The organism is Haloarcula sp. NS06 (assembly GCF_051122755.1).
GTDB lineage: Archaea > Halobacteriota > Halobacteria > Halobacteriales > Haloarculaceae > Haloarcula.
The window spans coordinates 305,190-325,921 of sequence record NZ_CP184846.1; the positions used below are offsets into that span (position 1 = coordinate 305,190).

Genomic DNA, 20,732 nt, shown 5'->3' on the forward strand with positions numbered 1-20,732 from the left:
CTGTGCGTACTCGGAATATGATATCACTGTTGCGGGTTCCTGCCCACCAGTGCTCTGTGAAAGACGATGGAGAGTGGTTGTCCTCAGCATGGGTGTGTCGGGAGATAGTGCCTGACTCTTCGCACGGTATGCGGAATCTGCATGCAAATGAACCATATCGCATAAAATCGGACTTTCTCCGGACTGGCTCCGCTGAGATTTTGATATAGCCACATACAGTTTATGTGTTATGGTAATACAACCACCAGTGCTTGTCTTGTTGTGGGTTTCTGCATGAGAAAACAATACAAGACAAATTATTAGTGGTACGACGGAAACACGCTACATACGAAATTCCGGAGACTCAGAGTACCAGTAAGGACAGTACGTCGGTTACGCTGTCCACATACTCAGATCAATGACTGAAACCCGCTACTCAACGATGGACTTGGCCGACTGCAAAGCATTCTACCATGAGACCGTTGTGCCGGCGATGAAAGACGACGGCCTCAATCCAACCACTGAAACCCCCACATATGCGTGGCTGAACGGACAGTTTCCGGGATTCGTCAAGCATCTCCAGCGGCGATTTGATCTGTCCCCCGGGCAGTTCTACGACGAGATCGAAGCGATAGAAGATAAGCAGACACCGGAGCCATTCGATTTCCTCTCTGATAACACGCAGCGCGCCATTGAGGATTACCTCATCGAACTTTCGACCCGGCGTGGGCGTGCTGATGCGACAATCGACACACGTCGGTCGATTTTGCGACGCTACGCGAAAGTATATACCAATATCCACGATACAAAAGATTTGCTCGCACCACTGGAGAAGCCTAGTGAACGCGTTGCAGAAATGGATCGGGTTGCAGCGACATTCGACGCACTTGACCAGTTGGACGAGGCCCTGACGACGCTTGCGTCCCGGCGTAAATACGTTCAGGACACACGGCAGTTCTACAAGCACCTGGTGATGTTCGGTAATGCCGCGTACAACCCACTCGCCGACCTTGAAACTCGATTTGGGTGGGATAAGACTCCATCTTGGGACAACAAAGCACTCGACAGAGATGCCGTCCAGCGCCTCTATGCAGCGGCGACTGAGCTACGCGACCGATTCATCGTGGTCGCATGTTGTGGATGGGGACTGCGACCGAGCGAAGTCGCATCGCTCCATGTCCGACAGCTCAATCTTGATCCGGATGATGACTCCCATCCGTATATAGAGTTCGGCGATGGCGAGCGGAAAAACGGCCCTGGGACTGTGGCTCTACTGGCCGGTCTGGAAACAGTCTCTGAGCGTATTGAAAGGCTCTCTGATCCGGATTGGAATGGTTATCTGCTCCCTTCCTCGGCCGCAGTCTCTGGCCACCTGACCGCTGAAACCGTTCGCCGTCGGTTCAAATCAGTGGCCGAAACCGCGGATGTTACCGTTGATGATGCTAGACCAACGCCGAAGACGGGTCGCCGATTCTGGTATACGACGTATGGTGCTGCTGTCAGGCGGGTCGCGGAACGGTTTGAAGATGTCGCAGCTGAGCAGGGATCAGCGTCTGCGCAAGTCGTGCTTGATAACTACCTCTCGGAGTCTGAGGCCCGGTCGCACCGCCGGGCAGAGATGCGGGAAACGCTCGCAAGGTTGTTTGACGAGTAGCTGGCTTCGCCGGGCTACGTAGTTAGCTGAAATAATGTGGCTATACTGTATAGCTATACCGTCTGACTAATCCTTATATCTGTGCAGTGTATTCGGTAGAGTATGCTGACCTACACCGTGTACAGCGAGGCCGGCGGTGTCGGCAAGACAACGATGGCGGCGAACCTCGCCGTCGCCGACGCCCGCGCTGGTCACGACGTACTCGCAATCGACATGGACCCACAGGAGGGGAGCCTCTCGTTCCTGTTTGACGTTGCGGACCACCGAACTGACTCAGAGGCCGATAGTTTGGTTCGACATCTCGTCGAGCGGCCACGGGGTCCTTTCGCCGACCTCATTGAGACCGCCGAAGGTGTCGATGTCCTTCCCGCACACAACTCTCTGGAAGTGCTCTCGAAACACCTTCGTCGCCGCGAGGAGGAAGCAGCGGACTTCGGCGAGAATTGGAACCCGAATGTCCAGCTCTTGCGTGTGCTAAAAGACGCGGGCGTTCCGTCCGAGTATGACACTGTCATTATCGATCCACCGGCAACCGCGGATGTGAAACTGTACAATGCGTTGCACGCGACGCGAAACCTCGTCATCCCGTTCGAGCCGAGCGGGAAGGGCCAGCAGTCCGTTGCGGGACTTGCGGATCTCGTTACTGGCCTCGAAGACACACTGGACATCAACGTGGGCGTGTTAGCCGCAGTACCGAACCGATTCAAAGGAACGAACGATCAGGAAGAGATGCTTAAACGGCTTCAGGCGGAATCGTACGATATCCCGGTGGTGTTCCGTGAGCGAACGTCCTTGCTTGAAGGGTGTTGGCGCAAGCAGTGTTCGGCGTTCAAATATATCGAAGAACATCGGAGTCGGGAACGTGACTACGAAATCGAAACGCTGGAGCAGTTCGAGGAATTGGCGGCACACCTCCGACAGACCCGCGAACAGGAGGCAACAGCATGAAATCCGGCTCCGGTGACGATCCGTTTGCAGAGACGGATGCAGATCCAGAGCCAGAACCGGACGACCAACAGGATGAGATGGCTGTCGAAACTGAATCCGCCGACGTAGAAACTTCGACCCAACCCGATATCCCATACAAATTTCGTCGGGACTCTGTCAAACAGAATCGCAAGCAACGGCCAATTTTCATTCGGCCCGAAGTTGAGGAGCGCGAGTCTACATTTCTCCGTAACTTGGAAGATGAAGTCGGTGAAGACGTGTATAAGACCGACGCGCTGGAGGCTGCCCTCGTCGTCGCTATGGACAATCCGGACCTTGTCGCGGAAAAGCTCCGCGAGTGGGGCTACGACTGGGAGCAGTCAACCGCTTCTCCATAAGCTCTTTTTGCTTTCTGAGTCGCTGTTGACGAGGTCCTTCCTTCGTGTTCCGCTAATGGTTCTGTCTGGTGTGCCTGTACCGATGATTCACTAGGTTGCCGAACAGAACTGGAATTGATAGTTGTGTCCACTGACTGCTCTTGGCCGCTGGACCATTCGGCTACTTGTTCTAGCTACAATGGCTAGCTATACTGTCTAGACATACTAAATAGCTATTCTACTTAGCTATTCTTTATGGCTATGGAGACAAGTCAAATCTAATAGCTGAAGGGCTTTATTAGCCCTTGTAGGTGTTACGGCGAGCTAATACAAATAATCCCTATCCGAACCACCCAACTACTCAGACGGTTGCTGCCGACAGGCTGAAGCAGGTTGCGCCAATTGTCGATGCAAGTGCAGACTACTGGTAGCGGGTATCGACTCCCTGGTAAAGTAACCCACAATATGTCGAATTCTGTATCCACGGCTCCTGACCGTACACCTGTCTCTGGCCAACCGAGTGTCTAATCTGATTGGAGACGCTAGACGAAGGTCCGAACAGCGCTCAGAATATCTGTTGGCTGCTGTGGTTCGAAGCTCTCCTGATACTCAATATCGGACTTTGCCAGACGAGCGATTCCGTCTAACCCGATGGTGTGATGGATGGGGGACGCCGCACTGGTGACCGCTTTTGTCCAGAAGTTCTGGCACAGTAACCTGCGTTTATACGACTCTCCTTGCACGAAGGAACTCACAGCAGCTCGGCCAGATTGTGCCGCATGCACCATCCCAAAGCCCGTCAGGCGGTTCGCCAGCCCGATAGCATCGCCAGCGATATGAACTGCACAATCGTTTAGCTCGTACGAGCAGTCTGAGAGACTTCGCAGGCCGTTTGAAACGTCGGTTCCGCTGTATAAGGTCTCACGTTCGGGGGGCTCAATATCGACTTCTGCAAGTAATCGTCGCATATCTTCGTACAGTTCGTCAGGAGACTTGTCCTCCCGGCAGCCGAGCCCGACAGTTGCTTCCGCTGGTGATTGTGGGACGATCCAGAGGAAGTAATTCTCGTACGCAAGCGCTCTCGGCTCCGGATACAGGTGTGAAAAGTCGGCCTCGATTCTCCCGCTCAGTGTCGGACATGCCACGTCATATGACAGGGACGTGAACCGGCTTGAAATCGGGAACTGACCGGTAGCATCAATTAGCAGATCTGATTCCGTAGATAGCCGCCGAAACTCCGCTTCGTCGACTTCTGCGTCCTCTACAATCTCTGTTTCTTCGAGTGTGCCTGCCCAGTGTTTCTCTAATTCCCCTCTATTCAGTATCACACCATCAGGGACATTTATCGCAGTCTTCCCGTCGGCACCGACAAATATCCCGGTTGTAGCTTCCCTGACGTAGCCCGGAACGTGCCGATCTAGTGGCACTTGTGAGTAGTCCCAAACCATCTCCCCCCAAGCGCCTCTTCGGTCACCAGTATATGCGCCCTTATCGTAAAGTTGCACGTCTGACGTTACCTCTTCAGCCAGTTGTGCTGCCGCTAATCCGGCGAATCCCCCTCCGACAATAGAAACCCTCATAGTGTCTCCTTTGGTGGTAGCTATTTCAAACATACCCTCTTGCCCGCATGCATTTCGCGCCGTTTTGTGAACTCCGTGAGCGGCTGATCTGACCGTTGAACAACGGTACTCGCGTGTTACCCCCGGCTTCGACAGCACTATCTGCGTATTAGAACTGTAGACTCGATATCTACCAATAGGGCTGCTAGGGTGATGAAGGGGAACCCGTTGGTCGATGTCTGACAAACCCTGTAATAAGCTTAGCCGCAGATCGAATTAGAAACACAGTCATTCTTTCTACCTGTAAGACTCTAGAAATGGACTTAAATGTCCTATGTATGTACCTATTTTCGAAAGTAAAGACAAAAAATCGAAATATGGTAACAGAATACCTATACATAGTCATATGAGAAGAAGTATAGTTTTAACCTCCCAGCCATTGCCTGGAATATAGCGACCGATATTGAAATGTGGCAAGGACTTCGAATTGCCATCTTCGTTCAAATTGTACCGTGCGAGAGTATAACGAATGTACCACTGTTATTGGCTTGCGGACATACCAATCCCGCTGGTTCCGAACGCTTAGTTCCCACTACAGCACGCTCCTCCGATCTGACCACGTGAACCGACTGAGGGGTCAGAGATGTAGTTGCTGGCGAGCGGAACAGAAGCCACTGGTGTCGTCTGTGGGTAGTATCTGCCCGATCAGGTCACGACTGGTGGCGGCGAGTGGATTGGGGACAAGCTGCCCACTATATACCCAGCAAAGGTCTGATTCCCCGCTGCCCTCTGCTGTATATGACTATACCGAACAAAACCTCGGTTGCTCCGGTCCCTGACGCGCTGGCTGACGTGTGGCTGAGCCCCCTCTATGGCCCACAAGACGTGTCGTTGTCGGCACTGGGGTTCCCTGCGTTAGCACGCAACCCCAGTTCGGAATTACCGAAGACAGCTAAAATTCAAGCTGCTTGACGTGGTTTCAGGAAGATTCACAGTACTCGCTACGACCTGTTAACTCATATAGAGAGCGTCTGAAATACGACTCTACACGGGGCCTCCTGTGCTGTCTCTGAGCCAAATAACTGTAGTACCGGTCTGCTAAGTACCCGTAATTATTTGACATACGTGAATACTACTCGCTGCTGGCGGCTGCGGACTCCAAATTGATCTCGATGATGTTTGCTGCCTGCATCACCAATTCCGGGAGGTCACTACAGAGGTATTCACCGGAGAGTCGCGTTTTCGGTGCGGTCACACTGATCGCACCACAGACCGTGCCGTCCACGTCCTGTATCGGAGCGCCTACGGATCGCATCCCCCGGATTTCTTCCTCATCGTTTACCGCGTACCCCCTGCTTTGAATTTCTGCGAGTTCTTCCCGCAGCTTGTCGGGTTCGGTGATCGTCTTCTCAGTCTGCTGCACAAGTCCTTCAGTAGCCACTGTTTCAGTGATTTGATCGTCATCGAAATATGCCAGCAGCGCTTTTCCGGTCGCAGTACAGTGGAGATACTGTGGGGATTCTCTGGTTCGCCGTTGATAGTCCACGGCGACAGTTTCGCCCTCATTATGCTCGTACAGCGTTACCTCCCTGTTCCGGTACGCAACTGTGAGATGGACCCATTCGTTTGTCTCTTCGGCGAGGCGCTCTACTTCCTCTTTGCCGTGCTGATAGAGGTCAACCCGATTCCGGACGCTCTCACCGAGCGGTATGAACCGCAGGCCTAATCGATAGACGCCATCTGATTTATCGATAAAGTCCTCAGCAACGAGTGTCTGTAGATACGTATGTAGCGTACTTTTAGCAACATCTATATCCTCACAGAGATCGGACAGCGTCGCCTCAGACTGTGACTGAATTTCACGCAGGACCTCACTGGCAGTCTGCATCGACTTGATTCGTCGGGACGGTGGCTCGCGTTCAGTCATGTACTGATCCTCGGTTATCATGGTTATATGATTTTGGTATATCGAACGCACAGTCTGTTGCTGTAGCCCTTTCTCTACTATATACGGACCAGACTGGGACGGTCCGCCTCAGTGCATTGGATTTCGACGCACAATTTAATCTGAGCCAGATTCATCGACTGTCAGCATCCCGCCTCTGCATGAACTTTTATTAATGATGGTGTCGATGGAGCAAACGACATGCGCTGTTGCCACAGTCGGTGTAGTCGCCAAACTACCGGTATAGCGACTGAAAAGCTGATCCGAACCCCATCAGTCAGAACAGACTCTGATGCAAATAGATCACTGCGCAACGAGCGGAAACGCGATACGTAATTGAATTACTACGAATGAGTTCTGAATTCGACATCAAGCTGTACGACGACATTGACCCCGAAGACCGACCCTCTCTGGGGGAGGCGCTGATACCGATCATCGGGATGCTAACCGCGCTGGGCATAGGAATCGGAATTTACGGACTTGACCCGCAGTTCCCTCTCCTCTGGGGCATTGCCTTCACTGGACTGTTCAGTTACTACCGATTCGACATCTCTTGGGACGAGATGTATGCTGGAATCACACATACGCTGCTGATGGGCATTCAGGTCGTATTCATCCTGTTTATCGTCTATGCGCTTATCTCGACCTGGATACATGCTGGAACGATTCCGACACTCATGTACTACGGCCTTGACCTGCTGCACCCGATAGTGTTCCTCCCGCTCACAGCGATCATCACTGCGGCGATAACGTTTGCCATCGGGTCATCGTGGACCGCGGCGGGGACGCTCGGTGTTGCCTTCATCGGAATCGGTTCGGGACTCGGGCTCCCTGAGCCGATGACCGCAGGTGCAATCCTCACCGGCGCATACACGGGTGACAAGCAGTCACCGCTCTCGGACACAACAAACCTCGCTTCGGCGGTGACGAACACCGATCTGTACGATCATATCAATGCGATGCGGGCAGGGACGTTCCTTGCCTTCTCTATCGCTGTCGTCCTGTACGCCGGTCTCGGTATTCGCGCGTCAGGATCTATTCCTGTTGATCGGATCGCTGAGATCCAGACGGCACTTACGGGTTCGTTCACGATCTCTCCGCTCGCCTTCTTCCCGCTTCTCGTGACATTCGGGCTGGCGATCTACGGCATCTCCGCGATTCCAGCTCTCGGTGCTGGTGTCTTTGCCGGCGCGATAACCTCGGCCGTGCTTCAGGGCAACTCGTTCACGTCTGTCTGGACCGTTGCACAGAGTGGGACAAGCCCGGAAACGGGGATGGAACTCGTAAACGGCCTCCTCGCAAGCGGTGGCATGGTTGGCGGTGCATGGGCGGTAACAATTGCTATCGCCGCACTCGCACTGGGCGGCCTGTTCGAGTGTACTGGAATTATCGCTGTCTTAGCTCATCATCTCGGCCGGCTCAGCAAGAGCGTTGGAAGTCTCACCGGCATTACGGTTCTGTCGTCAGTCTCGATGAACGTCCTTGCGGCAGAACAGTACATCAGTATCGTTGTTCCTGGCGTGACGCTGGGCAGTCTCTACGAAGAGAAGGGACTCAAGACGGAGAACCTTTCGCGGGCGATTGAATCTTCCGGGACTGTCACAAGTGCGCTCATTCCATGGAACAGCGGCGCGGTGTTCATGGCTGGCACGCTCGGCGTCAGCACGTTCCAGTATGCGCCCTACTACTTCCTGGGCTTCCTTTCGCCGCTCATCCTCATTCTCATGGGAGTTACCGGCTGGCAGATCACATATACTGAGACTGAGGCTGACGAGCATATGACGAGTAACGTGGCTGCACCGGCAGATAGTGACTGAGCGCACCGCTCGAAACGAGTAACCATGTGAGAATCCGGAGCCAATTCTGAATCTACAGCACACCTCCGTTCTCGTGACCTGCTGCCTACTGGGTCCAACTTAGTTGTGAGTGAAATACAGTAACTGACACAGCCGCGTGAGAAACAATGATTGAAGGAATTGAATATATGAAATATTATATGATATATTATCTATTTGGGAACCTAACAACTGTTTCCATGACTTGTTGATGTGGGAGGCTAGTCTACTGGAGATTAAAGCCAGACTATCTCACGCTTTAACACTTTAAACCCACATTCAGCGATTCTTACGCTTAGAGAACCAATTTAACATACCGACAGATCTAGTTTCACCGGGTATAGTGGAAAACTACATTTTTGGTTCATCTGTGTATAAAGTGGCAAGTGAGGTACTGAAAAACTGAACAGCGAGATCTCATTCTTTGCTGCTAGGGCAGTGCATCTGGCGTTAGTGGCTCGCCGCAATAGCGTAGACGGCAAAATGACTTGAACTACCATCTAAATAGTAATATATCCTTCTTATATTAGAATATTACACGACCGCGGAAGAGACGTTCTGATTGAAGCGTTCTCGTATTATTCATCCCACTGTCTTGTGCTGGCGGGCCGACACCTGTAGAGCGTTCTCTGGGTAAAAACGCATGAGAGAGATGCCAGTAGCACCTGAGCGGATGGAACTAGCAGTAGCTATTGCAACCTAGTTCACAACACGGCACAAATCACCAATTCGGTTGGCACTGCCCCCGTTCAGACCACCACAACACGGTCAGTCTGCCAGCAGCCCCGAAACTCGCCGACGGACTGCACTGACAGACCGAACTCGTACGTGGTTGTCTGTCTATCCGGCCCGGTAATCGTTACCCGCTGTTCAGCGTAGTTCTCATCCCGCTCTACAGGGCCTCGCACAGCCTCCCTGAAGTTGATCATCGGGCGGTACTGCGGTGACTGGACCATGGCTATAAATCGGTCAAGTGGGCCAGTCGAGCGGCGGTTGGCCGGGGAGGCGAAATTGTACGCCGTCATGATCCCCGCGTTCTCAAACGGGTCGTCGTTCGTTTCCAACGCAGCAAGCTGGAGGGAAACGGCGTCGCCAGGGCTGTACGTCTCATTAGGCGTCGGAAGGTCGGCCACCGGATACTCGCGTTCAGACATTGGTATCGTAGGGACGAGCGCGTACCTGTAACAGGTGCTGTATCAGCATGAATGGCACGGCTGAGCGGCCACAGGCCGGACACCGACGGGAGTTTGTGTCACCGCCGACTAGATCAACTGACCGCGAACATGGCCTCACTCAGGGACGTACTTATCGAAACCATGCTGCTCGACGAGGAGCAGTTTCGCCGTCGGCTTCCGGACCTCGTCGAAACACACAACCTCCAGAGTGTTGACCCGGAACCCGCTGACGAGTCACCGGCCGCTCTCCTTCAGGATTTCAAGGGATTCGAGCCTACCTCGGTAACGGGTTTTGAGCGAGAATATATCGCGAAAATGGTGCGACTTGGGACGATCCCTCTGGGCCTGACGCTCACTGGCCCGGCGTATCAGGACAATCCAGTCCGATATGCGACACAGACGTTCCAGGAGATGACCGGGTACTCGCTAGCCGCGCTTCGCGGCGAGAACCTTCGATTGCTGCAGGGACCAGCAACTGACTCCGATGCAATCGCAACGCTCCAGGAAGGGATCGATATCTGGGAACAGCGGACCGTCGAACTGTGGAACTACCGAGCGGACGGGACACACTTCAAAAACCGAGTGACGATAGTGCCACTTACTGGCCCCGACGGCTCTATCACGAACTGGCTCGGTGTGCAGGAGGCTATCGATACGCCGAACAGCTGACTACGGGTGGCACCACTGTGGTGGCCGGCTACGTCTATTCGACCGACAACCGAACCGAGACGCTACACCTCGTCTACCTTCCCATCGCGTCGGTCACGCTCTCTTGCTTCCGGGTCCCGCTCTGCCGGATCGCCGTGTCCGCCGCCACCGGGCGTTCGGACGGAGACGGTCGTCCCGGCCTCGATGTCAACGGACGCCTTCGCAGGAACGGGGTCGCCGTCGACCAGATTCTCCCCTCTCGCGCCATCCTCGCCGCCATCGATTCCGGCAGGAGCCGTCCGCCGCCGCTCAGTCAGCAGTGACACGGTGGCGTCGGTCTCAACGGTAACGGTGCGTTCGAGGCCCAGTCCGCCGCGGTATCGGCCGTCGCCGCCGCTTGACCGACGCAGCGCGTACCGCTCGACTCGGAGCGGATACTCGGCCTCCATCGATTCGACAGGCGTGTTGAGCGTGTTCGTCATGCCGACCTGTACGCCGTCCATCCCGTCTTTCCCGGGCCGGGCACCGAACCCGCCGCCGATAGTCTCGTAATAGGTGAAATCGCCGGTCCGGTCACCGATGATGAGGTTGTTCATCGTTCCCTGTCCGCCGGCAGGAACCCTATCGGGGACTGTTTCGGCGAGCGCTGCCAGTGTGACGTCCATGACGCGTTGACTCGTCTCGACGTTGCCACCGACGACTGCGGCCGGCGCGTCCGGGTTGAGTACTGACCCTTCAGGTGCGGACACGGATACCGGCTCGTAACAGCCGTGGTTTGGGGGTATTTCCGGATCGGTGATCGCTCGAACGACGAAGTAGACCGCGCTCTTCGCGACCGACAGGGGTGCGTTCAGGTTGCCCGCCACCTGGTCGGCAGTCCCGGCAAAGTCGACGGCTATCGAGGCCCCATCGATGGTGACGGCCACTTCAATCGGGATGTCGGCATCGGTCACGCCGTCGCCTTCGAGGATATCCTGCGCTCGATACGTTCCGTCCGGGAGCGCGTCGAGTTCAGCCTCGACCCGCTCGCGGGAGTACTCGATGACGGCATCGAACGCCTCGAGCAGTGTCGGCCCGTGCTCCGACAGGAGTTCACCGATGCGTTCCTCGGCCCGTTCGTTTGCCGCGCGCTGGGCCCGAAGGTCCGCCTCGCGCTCGTCCGGCGTCCGGACGTTGGCACGGATGAGGTCGTGAACCGCCTCATTGGGATCGCCACCGTCGACGAGTCGGACAGCAGGCAGGCGGAGCCCCTCCTCGTAAATTTCCTGTGCGCCCGGTGGCATACTTCCCGGCGAACTCCCGCCCACGTCGGCGTGATGGGCCCGCGAGACGGCGTACCCGACTATCTCGTCGTTAGGCGCGATGGTCGAGACGAGCGTGATGTCCGGGAGGTGTGTCCCGCCCGCGAACGGGTCGTTAACGATGAAGACGTCGCCCGGTTTCGGGTCATTCTTGAGGACAACATCCACTGCATCGGGCATCGCGCCGAGGTGGACCGGGATGTGTTCCGCCTGTGCGACCATCCGACCCGACGCGTCGAAGAGCGCCGTCGAACAGTCCTGTCGCTCCTTGATGTTCGGGGAGTACGCCCCCCGGATGAGCACGTGGCCCATCTCGGTTGCGACACTCTCGAGCTGGTTCCTGAGGATTTCCAGCGTTACAGGGTCGATTGTCTCCTGTCCGTCACTCGATGTCGTAGCTTCGTCGTTCATGTGTCGCTCACCGCCGCTGTCAGTGTCCCGTCATCGCGCACCTGGACGTTCCACGTCGGTGGGATGACGATTGTGCTCTCATCGCCCTCGACAATCGCGGGGCCGTCGATGCTATTCTGTGGTTGCAGTTTCGCTCGCTCGTAGACCGGGGTTTCGCGGACCTCGTCGGCGAACACCGCCTCCCGAGAGCCCTTCTGTGGGTCGCCTTCGGCAGTGTACTTGACCGGCGGCGCGCTCCGTTCCACGGTCGTCGTCACGCGACAGTTCACCAGGTCGACCGACTCGTCCGCTCGATAGCCGTACGCGGACTCGTGGGCTGACCCGAAACGCTCGCGGGCGTCCGCGGTGTCGAACGGCCGGTCGACGTCTACGGTAAGTTCGAAACTCTGGCCGGCGTACCGGAGGTCGGCTGAGTGTCGCACTGTCGCTGCCTCGCGGTCGCTAACCTCAGCCAGAAGTTCTTCGGACAACTCCTCGTAGACTGTGTCGACCTCGTCGGGGTCGACCGCGTCGAGCGAGCGCTGATACGTCCGTACTGCGTCGCGCTTCTCGTCAGCTGCGAGCAAACCGTATGCCGACAGCACGCCTGAAGCGCGCGGAATCACCACTCGATCGATATCGAGGCTGTCCGCGATTGCCGCCGCGTGCATTGGCCCGGCACCCCCGAACGCGGCGAGCCCGAACTTCCGCGGGTCGTACCCACGCTCGACGGTCACGGAGCGAATGGCTCTGGTCATGTTCGCGTTCGCGACGCGGTAGACGCCACGGGCGGCTTCCAGAGGCCCACCGAGACCCGCCTCGTCGGCGAGGTCCGCAAGCGCGTCGTAGGCGGCATCCGCATCGAGTGAGAGTTCACCACCCAGACTTGTGCTTTCGCCGATATAGCCCAGCACGAGATTCGCGTCAGTGACGGTCGGCTCAGTTCCGCCTTCCCCGTAGCAGGCTGGACCGGGGTAGCTCCGGCGGAACGCGGGCCGATTCGGAGTGCGCCCCCGGCGTCGACCCAGGCGATGGACCCGCCACCTGCACCGACTGTTTCGACGTCGACCATCGGTGTCTTGATCGGCCGCTCGTTGATGACGCCCTCTGTCGTCCGTTCCGCTTCACCGTCGCGGACGAGACTAACGTCACGTAGAGGTCCCACCCATATCGAACGTGACTAGCCCGTCCTGTTCCTCAGACGCCATCGACCCTGCCCCAACGACCCCGGCGGCAGGGCCCGAAAGGACGGTTGTCACGGCGTTCCGTCTGACGGTAGCAGTGTCGGTGATACCGCCGTTCGCCTGCATAATTCGGGGCTGTGGAACGCCGAGGTCCCGCGCACGGTCGGTCAGACGGCTGACGTAGTGGTCAATCGCCGGCCGTACGTAGGCGTCGACGGCTGTCGTCGACGTTCGTTCGTACTCGCGGAACTCGGCGAGGACTTCGTGCGAGGCCGAGACGGGCACGTCGAGTTCATCCCGCAGGATGTCTGCGACGCGTGTTTCATTTTCGGGGTGTGCGTACGCGTGCAAGAGCGAGACGGCGACAGACTCGACATCCATCTCGCGTAGCTGCTCGGCGATTGCCCGGACTTCGTCCTCGTCGACGGGCTGTTCGATACCGTCGGTGATCGTCCGTTCGGACACTTCGAAGCGGCGGCGGCGGGGAACCAACGGTGTCGGCTTTTCGGCCGACAGGTCGTACAGCGACGGGCGGTCCTGCCGACCGATCTCCAGAACGTCCCGGAACCCGTCTGTCGTGACGAGTGCGGTCTTTGCGCCGTCCTCTTCGAGCAGTGCGTTGACCGAGACGGTCATCGCATGAGAGAACTCGCTCACGGTCTCAGGGTCGATATCAGCCGCTTCGCAGGCCTTCTCGATCCCGGCGATAACGCCCTCGCTCTGGTCTTCAGTGCTCGGGACTTTCGCGGTCACGAGCTCCCCATCGAGCGACAGCGTCACGTCAGTGAAGGTTCCACCGACGTCGACACCGACCCGCCGGCCGCCCATCTACAGCACCCCCGCGACGCTGAGTAGCGTCCGAACCCCGAGCCACACGACGATAAGCGTCACAATCGCGCCGAGGGCGTTCGCTATCGACCCGTTCGTGTACTCGCCGAGGAGGTCCCGCTGGTTCATCGCGTATATCAGGAATACCGCGACGATCGGCAATAAAATCCCGTTGACCACCTGTGCGAACACGATGATCTGGACGGGACTGCCACCCAGCAACACCGAGAGAACCCCGACGCCGAGGATGGTCCCCCAGACGGCACGGAACTGTGTGCTCTGCATATCCGAATCCCAGCCGAGTGCACCTGTTGTCGCCCACGCGCCCGCGAGCGGTGCTGTCGTGGCACTCGTGAATCCGGCGGCGAAGATGCCGATGCTGAAGAACAGTTCGGCGTACGGACCCGCGATGGGGCGCAGCTGTTCGGCCATCCGACCGATATCGCTGATCTGCGTTCCGGGCTCGAATGCTGCGGCCGCGGTCACCATGATCGTAATCGTAATAATGCCGCCCGCAACGATCGACACCACCGTGTCGATACGGGAGTGGCCGATATCGTCGGGACCGCTCCACCGCTCTTGGACGTTACTCGCGTGCAGGAACAGATTATACCCGACGATGGTCGTTCCGATGAGGCCGGTGATGAGGTACAGCGACCCCGAGGGGATACCGGGGACGAACCCCATCGCAATCGCACTGGGGTCGGGACCGATAAGCACCGCCGATGCTACGAACGAGAACGCCATCACGGCGACCAGACCAATGAGCGCTCGTTCGATCAACTTGTAGCGCCCAGTGTAGAGCAGGAGTCCGGCGACGAGTCCCATCACGACCCCCCACACCGTTGAGTCGATACCCGTGATCGTCGCGAGCCCTGCGGCACCGCCGAGGATATTCCCAGCCTCATAGGCGGCGGTCCCGACGCCGATCGCGCCGACAACGAGGAATATACTCACGTACTCGACGATTTGATTGTCGAACCGTTCTCGAAGTGCTTCCCCGAGCCCCTCCCCCGAGACAAGGCCAAGCCGCGCACTCATCTCTTGGAGAACGATCGTTGCCACAATCGAGAAGACCATGGTCCACAGAAGCGCGTAGCCAAACTCCGCTCCGGTGACGCTCGCAGTCGTGACCGTGCCAGGACCGATAAACGCGGCGGCGACCATCGCCCCCGGGCCGACGGCTTTGAGTCGTTCTGTAATGCTCATGATTGTTGGTTTTGATAGCCACTGTCACGGTCCCGGCAGGTAAGGAAAAACATTGTTAAGACCTGTGTGTGGCCGGAACATCGGTCGTATGAACCCTGTGTATACGTCACCAAGTGTGTGAAATAGTAAGAAATACCCAACCCCCAGATTCGAGTCGGTTTGCGTTCCGTGCAGAGGTATTCACGGTTCTCGTTCTCTTAATAGTACTTTCGAAACACTCTCTTCGATTTCAATTTCGAACGGAAGGTCGGCGATGCTACCGCGGATGAACCGAATCATCAACCACCGCACCGATTCGGATGGGAACACCACGTGGAAACTCCCCTTTTCGTCCCGCCGAACGGTCAGGAACCCACACAGTGAGAGCCATTCGAGAACATCTTCGAGCGAATCGAACCGCTCAGCATACTCTTGAGCGTGGTACTGTGCCACCTGATCGATCATATTGAGAACCTCCTCGTCCCGCTCATCCGGGTCAGTAAACTGACGCAGGAGTGCGTGCAGCAGGTCGATGTCCAGCAGGACGTGTTCGCCCGTCGAGAGCATTTCGTAGTACGTCTGGAGGTGATCGCTATCACTTGCGTGCGCCGAGTCGAAGTTTGCCGCGTAGAACGCGATTGCCTCGCGGATCAACTGGCTCTGGCTTTCCCCAGTTCGGTCGGTTAGCCCTTCTAACGTCTCCTTGGTCTCCTCGTCAGAGAGACGGTGACGCGGTCGGTTGGCATAGTGCCTCTGCTCACTGGATGGTCTTAATATCGTGTCGTTTGGTGACAGAGGGCTCTCAACATGGCAGCGAGAACGGCGGCCGATGTGGTTCAGAACCCGTTACGGCCAAGTGCCGCTCTGCTCGCCGGCGTTCATCACCCGCTGGAGTGCAACGACGTATGCGGCGGTTCGGAGCGAGGAGAGGTTTCGCTCCTCGTAGGCGTCGACGAGGTTCCCGAACTGCTCGACGATAATCGAATCCAGTTCCTCGTTCACACGCTCTCCGGACCAGTAGAAGCGCTGCCTGTTCTGGACCCACTCGAAGTACGACACGATGACGCCGCCCGCGTTCGCGAGGATATCCGGAATGACCAGCGTCTCGCGGTCGCTGAGAACGTCGTCTGCTGCGGGAGTAATCGGTCCGTTCGCAGCCTCAGAGATGACATCGGCAGAGATGTCATGTGCCAGCGACTCATCGATGGCGTTTTCGAGTGCGGCCGGGATCAACAGGTCGACGTCGAGCGTGAGCAGTTCATCATTCGTGAGTTCCTCCGCCGCGTCGGTATATCCGACGACGCTCCCGGTTTCGCGTTTGTAGTCCTTGACTGCGACGGGTCGAACGACGCGTCGCTGTATATCGCGCCGCTCGAATCGGACACGGCGACGACGTTGGCCCCCATTTCGTGAATGAGTTTCGCTGCGATCCAGCCGGCGTTCCCGTAGCCCTGAACCGCGACCGTCGCGCCTTCGATGTCCTTGTCAAGATACTCGAAGGCTTCACGTGCTGCGACGACCGTCGAACGCCCGGTCGCTTCGACGCGGCCTTCACTGCCACCGCTTGCGAGGTCCTTCCCGGTTATCACGCCGGGCTCTGTCGTGTTTTCGAGTGTCTCGTAGGTGTCTTTGATCCAGTTCATCTCGCGCTGGCCCGTGTTGACGTCAGGTGCGGGCACGTCACGGTCGGCCCCAATCAGTGGCGTCAGTTCCTTCGCAAATGAGCGTGTGACCCGCTCCAGTTCGCTCTCGGAATAGTTCCTCGGGTCGATGACGATTCCGCCTTTGCCACCGCCGAGCGGGATATCGCTCGCCGCCGTCTTGTAGACCATCCACCCGGAGAGCGCCTTGACCTCGTCGCGGTCTACCTGTGGATGATAGCGGATTCCGCCCTTGTACGGGCCACGGTCGCCGTTGAACTGTGACCGATACGCACGGAATACCTCCACCGACCCATCGTCCATCTCAACAGACAGATTCGTTTCCAGTATCCGCTCAGGGGTTTTCAGCCGTTCCAGTTGTCCCTCTGAGATGTCTAAGTATTGTGCTGCTGCGTCGATTTGCGTCCGCAGGCTTTGGTACGGATTTACATCAGACATATATCGACGGGATTCATCGAGATACCAAAAGCTACCCATTTCTACCAGAAAAATTACTATATCATTCGATATAGAAGAGGCTAGATGAGGGGCTTACAACCGCGAATGGGTCCGAATCGTTAATCCTATCTTCACATTTTTGTCGAATTCTGACATAACTACGCTTCCTGTATTGTCCGTCACCCGAACAGTGGTATCCGTATCGAGTGCCACAGCGTCCGCAACCTGTTCCGTTCCATTGACTGGCACGTCGATCCGGTCGACGTCCGGGATCAGACAGTCACGATACCCGTCACGTTCGAGCAAGGCATCTCCGCTGGGAAAATGCCAGACCCGCGTCACAGCTCGGAACACTGGCATCGACGCCGGCGCTTCGACGTGCCTGATAGCTCTCTTCTCCGTCAAGCGACGTTGTACGTCCATCATAGCTGTGCAGAATCGGCAGGAGCTATTGGCTCGCGACTATCTGAACGACGGGCAGGGACCGACCGTGTCGGCGTCTGTGTGATGTCCGTCATGTGTCTTCGCGAGTACCGGCCGTCGACCGATGGCACTCTGCCGAAATAACCGCAGGAATGAGGAAATACTAAACTGTTTAGCAACGAAGTATTTTGAACGCAGGTGTTTATTATTGAACCCTCCATCGAAAACACGGCAACTGAACCACTCCGTTCACGGTAGATGGCGACAACTCGAACGAGTGTCCACGTATCGCGCCAGTGTTCTCAGTGATCACTTCGTGCCCGGGAGCAGCAGATGAGAGACGCCGGGAGCCCATTCGACACGGCTCAGGTTCTCGTTGTTGGTTCTACAGGCTGGACCGAGCCGCTCTCAGAAGCGCTTAGAGCGAGCACAGAGGCTACTATCCTCGCTGCTGAGACGATATCGGACGCCCTCGAGACGGTTCGGAAGCGCTCGGTCGACTGTATTGTCACGAGAAAGACACTCGATGACGGGAGTGGCATTGAACTGACCCGACAGCTCCGAGAACTTGGCCCCGGATCTCCCTGTCATCCTCGGGACTACGGACGGAAGCGAAGCCCTGGCGAGTGAGGCAATCGAGGCCGGCGTTTCCGACTACGTACCCCTCGCAGGGACAGACGGCCTGCGGATAGACGAGGTAATTGAGCGAACCGAGAAGACGCTCCAGTCCGCCCGGCGAACGATCACACAGCGCGAACGGGCACGGCAGTTCGACGCCGTCTTTCACGACACACAGACGGCCACGTGGGTCCTCGACCCGGATGGCTCGCTCGTCCGTGTGAATCAGACAGGACGAGCAATGATTGACGAGGACGTGGACACGGCCATCGGTGACCTGTTCTGGACGCTGCCGTGGTGGTCACAGTCCGATGCGACAGAACGCGACATCCGGCAACTTGTCGAGGCTGCACGCGACGGGCAATTCGGCAACGTCGTCGTTCATCAGCCGTCCACGGCCACGGACCGCGTTATCGAGCTGTCAGTTCGTCCGGTCGAGAACGACTTCGGCGATGTCACCTCGATCGTGATCGAAGGGATCGACATCACGGAGCAGGTCACCCTCGATCGTGACCTCCGTCAATCTGAGGAACTTCACCGGGTCACGCTCAGCAATATGACCGACACCGTCCTCATGACGAACGAGGGCGGGGAATACACCTACGTCTGCCCGAACGTCCACTTCATTTTTGGCTACACTGACGACGAGATTTGCGAGCAGGAAACGATCGACACGCTCCTTGGCGAGGACCTGTTCGACCGGGCGGAACTCGCTGAGAAGGGCGTTCTGAAGAACATCGAGTGTACAGTCACCGACAAAGCTGGTCACGAGCACACGTTGCTGGTCAACGTCCGCGAAGTCTCAATTCAGGACGGCACACTGCTGTATAGCTGCCGGGATATCACGAAACGGAAACAGCGCGAGGAAGCGCTGACGACGCTGCAGGAGACCGCACGGAAGTTCCTCTACACGGAGACCAATCAGGAAATCGCCCAACACATCGTCGATGACGTGCTCAGTGTGTTCGACGTCTCCGCGAGCGCAATCTATCTGCACGACGCCGAGACGAACGAACTCCTCCCTGTTGCACAGTCACGGGCGATGACCGAACACCACGGACCGCTTCCGGCTGTCCGCACGAACGATGACACGCTTCCGAGCTACAGTTTCGTCAACGACGAGACACTCGTGTTCGACGATGTTCACACGTCGGATCGATTGGAAAACCGGGCAACTGACCTCCGGAGTGTTATGTTCATTCCGCTCGGCACCCACGGCGTGTTCGTCACCGGGTCGACGGCTGTCGGAGTGTTCGACGACCTGACACAGGAACTCACCGACCTGCTCGCAGCAACTGCCGAGGCTGCTCTCGACCGAGTCGTCCGGGAATCCCAGCTTCGGGAACAGGACCGTGAACTCCAGCGGCAAAACGAGCAACTGACTGCTCTGAATCAGATCAACAACACGATTCGGGAGATAGACCAGACGATCGTCAGTGCGGAAACACAGGAGGAGATCACTCATACCGTCTGCGAACGGCTGACTGACACGGACCGATTCAAGTTCGCATGGATCGGGAGCGTCGACCCGGGCGGTACTACCGTCGAACCGCGAGCCTGGGCCGGCACTGACCAGGGGTATCTCGACAGTCAATCAATCGCCGTTGCGGCCTCCGAGACTGAGCCCGCGGGCCAGACGGCTGCGACCGGCGACGTGACGATGATCCCAAATGTCGCCGCTGATCTCCGGAACGCGCCATGGCGGTCGGACGCGCTCACGCGTGACTTCCTCTCTGTGCTGAGTATCCCACTGGTGTACAACGACCTCAGGCATGGAATCCTCACCATCTATGCCGACACGAAAGACGCGTTCGATGAGACAACGCGCACCGTGTTGCGTGAACTTGGCGAGACGATCGCCTCGGCACTCAGCGCTATCGAACGGAAACATGCGTTGCTCACGTCGTCGGTAACCCGCGTTGAGTTCGTCATCGATGACGAGCGGTTCCTCTTGTCGCGACTCGCTCGGTCGACTGGGTGTACCATTTCCTACGAAGGTGGCATTCAGCACGCGCCGGCCGGTAACAGCGTGTTTGTGGCGGTCGAAGACGCTGACGTGCAAACGGTCGCGGCGGCTGCGGCTGACATGACGACGATCGACGACGTGACACAGATAAGTGATGACGACACTGACAGCGGTGTCCTGCGGCTGGAGCTGTCACAGCCGTTCCTCGCGCTGGAACTTGCTGACCACGGCGCTATCTTCCGGGAAGCGACCGCAGACCCGGAGGGAACGACACTCATCGTCGATGTACCACAGAGCGTCGACGTTCGAAACATCGCACAGTTGGTCGACAGTACGTTTTCCGGCGTCGAACTCAAGCGCAAAGAAACGCTTGAGCGGGGTATCGAGCAGGATCGCAGTTCGGAGTTCCTCAGGGACCTCACGGAGCGACAGCTCGAAGTGATTCAGACCGCCTACTACAGCGGCTACTTCGAGTCACCGCGCACAAAGTCCGGCGAAGACATCGCAACGATGCTCGAGATTTCGCCACCAGCGTTCTATCAGCACGTGCGGACAGTCCAGCGGAAACTGTTCACAGCATTGTTCGAAGACCGGAGCGTTTCGAGTCGGGAGGCGTAAGATGGGGTTCAATAATAA

General features: G+C 57.2%; 10 protein-coding genes and 4 pseudogenes. 6 read left to right on the plus strand and 8 right to left on the minus strand.

Annotation, left to right across the window (positions count from 1 at the left end; genetic code table 11):
* Window positions 1-397: 397 nt before the first annotated feature.
* The 3 genes from ACODNH_RS23060 (at window position 398) to ACODNH_RS23070 (ending at window position 2,958) form a co-directional block, all read left to right on the plus strand.
* Window positions 398-1,633, plus strand: coding sequence for a tyrosine-type recombinase/integrase (locus ACODNH_RS23060; protein ID WP_306710759.1), 1,236 nt, complete (start codon window positions 398-400; stop codon window positions 1,631-1,633).
* 102 nt (window positions 1,634-1,735) lie between these two features.
* On the plus strand, window positions 1,736-2,581 hold the full coding sequence (locus ACODNH_RS23065) for a ParA family protein (protein WP_306710757.1): 846 nt from the start codon (window positions 1,736-1,738) through the stop codon (window positions 2,579-2,581).
* Window positions 2,578-2,958 carry a hypothetical protein gene (locus ACODNH_RS23070; RefSeq protein WP_306710755.1) on the plus strand — a complete coding sequence of 127 codons (381 nt, stop codon included), beginning with the start codon at window positions 2,578-2,580 and terminating at the stop codon, window positions 2,956-2,958. Before ACODNH_RS23065 ends, ACODNH_RS23070 begins: the two co-directional genes overlap by 4 nt.
* A 521-nt stretch (window positions 2,959-3,479) precedes the next feature.
* On the opposite strand, the gene ACODNH_RS23075 is transcribed toward ACODNH_RS23070, so the two are convergent.
* The gene (locus ACODNH_RS23075; protein WP_306710753.1) at window positions 3,480-4,550 is read right to left on the minus strand and encodes an NAD(P)-binding protein; all 1,071 of its coding nucleotides are present in this window, start codon (window positions 4,548-4,550) and stop codon (window positions 3,480-3,482) included.
* 1,078 nt (window positions 4,551-5,628) lie between these two features.
* Window positions 5,629-6,423 carry an IclR family transcriptional regulator gene (locus ACODNH_RS23080; protein WP_434531786.1) on the minus strand — a complete coding sequence of 265 codons (795 nt, stop codon included), beginning with the start codon at window positions 6,421-6,423 and terminating at the stop codon, window positions 5,629-5,631.
* A 368-nt stretch (window positions 6,424-6,791) separates the two neighbouring features.
* Between ACODNH_RS23080 and nhaC the strand changes: the two genes are divergently transcribed.
* A complete protein-coding gene (nhaC, locus tag ACODNH_RS23085; RefSeq protein WP_306710749.1) occupies window positions 6,792-8,258 on the plus strand; it encodes a Na+/H+ antiporter NhaC in 1,467 nt (488 codons plus the stop codon).
* A gap of 767 nt (window positions 8,259-9,025) precedes the next feature.
* Here nhaC and ACODNH_RS23090 read toward each other — a convergent pair.
* Window positions 9,026-9,430 (minus strand): DUF4864 domain-containing protein, encoded by a 405-nt coding sequence (locus ACODNH_RS23090; protein ID WP_306710747.1) that lies wholly within the window; start codon window positions 9,428-9,430, stop codon window positions 9,026-9,028.
* A gap of 51 nt (window positions 9,431-9,481) precedes the next feature.
* Between ACODNH_RS23090 and ACODNH_RS23095 the strand changes: the two genes are divergently transcribed.
* A complete protein-coding gene (locus ACODNH_RS23095; RefSeq protein WP_434531787.1) occupies window positions 9,482-10,120 on the plus strand; it encodes a PAS domain-containing protein in 639 nt (212 codons plus the stop codon).
* Between the two features lie 62 nt (window positions 10,121-10,182).
* On the opposite strand, the gene ACODNH_RS23100 is transcribed toward ACODNH_RS23095, so the two are convergent.
* The 5 genes and pseudogenes from ACODNH_RS23100 to ACODNH_RS23120 all read right to left on the minus strand — a co-directional run bounded on the left by ACODNH_RS23100 (window position 10,183) and on the right by ACODNH_RS23120 (window position 17,128).
* Window positions 10,183-11,811, minus strand: coding sequence for a hydantoinase B/oxoprolinase family protein (locus ACODNH_RS23100; protein WP_306710742.1), 1,629 nt, complete (start codon window positions 11,809-11,811; stop codon window positions 10,183-10,185).
* Window positions 11,808-13,802: pseudogene (locus ACODNH_RS23105) on the minus strand (hydantoinase/oxoprolinase family protein). The gene ACODNH_RS23100 and the pseudogene ACODNH_RS23105 overlap by 4 nt, the downstream one beginning before the upstream one ends.
* Entirely contained in the window at window positions 13,803-15,011 is a 1,209-nt protein-coding gene (locus ACODNH_RS23110; RefSeq protein ID WP_306710737.1) for an Nramp family divalent metal transporter, read from the minus strand.
* A gap of 180 nt (window positions 15,012-15,191) precedes the next feature.
* Window positions 15,192-15,736, minus strand: a pseudogene (locus tag ACODNH_RS23115) (ribbon-helix-helix protein, CopG family).
* Window positions 15,737-15,836: 100 nt separating this feature from the next.
* Window positions 15,837-17,128: pseudogene (locus tag ACODNH_RS23120) on the minus strand (Glu/Leu/Phe/Val family dehydrogenase).
* A 717-nt stretch (window positions 17,129-17,845) separates the two neighbouring features.
* Here ACODNH_RS23120 and ACODNH_RS23125 point away from each other — a divergent pair.
* Window positions 17,846-20,714 (plus strand): annotated as a pseudogene (locus ACODNH_RS23125) (bacterio-opsin activator domain-containing protein).
* The last annotated feature ends 18 nt before the right edge of the window (window positions 20,715-20,732 follow it).

What these genes read in the sequence shown, in the direction of transcription:
- ACODNH_RS23100 (WP_306710742.1), bottom strand. Translation starts at nt 11,811, where the DNA reads ATGAACGACGAAGCTACGACATCGAGTGACGGACAGGAGACAATCGAC.
- nhaC (WP_306710749.1), top strand. Translation starts at nt 6,792, where the DNA reads ATGAGTTCTGAATTCGACATCAAGCTGTACGACGACATTGACCCCGAA.
- ACODNH_RS23060 (WP_306710759.1), top strand. Translation starts at nt 398, where the DNA reads ATGACTGAAACCCGCTACTCAACGATGGACTTGGCCGACTGCAAAGCA.
- ACODNH_RS23065 (WP_306710757.1), top strand. Translation starts at nt 1,736, where the DNA reads ATGCTGACCTACACCGTGTACAGCGAGGCCGGCGGTGTCGGCAAGACA.
- ACODNH_RS23095 (WP_434531787.1), top strand. Translation starts at nt 9,482, where the DNA reads ATGGCACGGCTGAGCGGCCACAGGCCGGACACCGACGGGAGTTTGTGT.
- ACODNH_RS23075 (WP_306710753.1), bottom strand. Translation starts at nt 4,550, where the DNA reads ATGTTTGAAATAGCTACCACCAAAGGAGACACTATGAGGGTTTCTATT.
- ACODNH_RS23110 (WP_306710737.1), bottom strand. Translation starts at nt 15,011, where the DNA reads ATGAGCATTACAGAACGACTCAAAGCCGTCGGCCCGGGGGCGATGGTC.
- ACODNH_RS23090 (WP_306710747.1), bottom strand. Translation starts at nt 9,430, where the DNA reads ATGTCTGAACGCGAGTATCCGGTGGCCGACCTTCCGACGCCTAATGAG.
- ACODNH_RS23070 (WP_306710755.1), top strand. Translation starts at nt 2,578, where the DNA reads ATGAAATCCGGCTCCGGTGACGATCCGTTTGCAGAGACGGATGCAGAT.
- ACODNH_RS23080 (WP_434531786.1), bottom strand. Translation starts at nt 6,423, where the DNA reads ATGACTGAACGCGAGCCACCGTCCCGACGAATCAAGTCGATGCAGACT.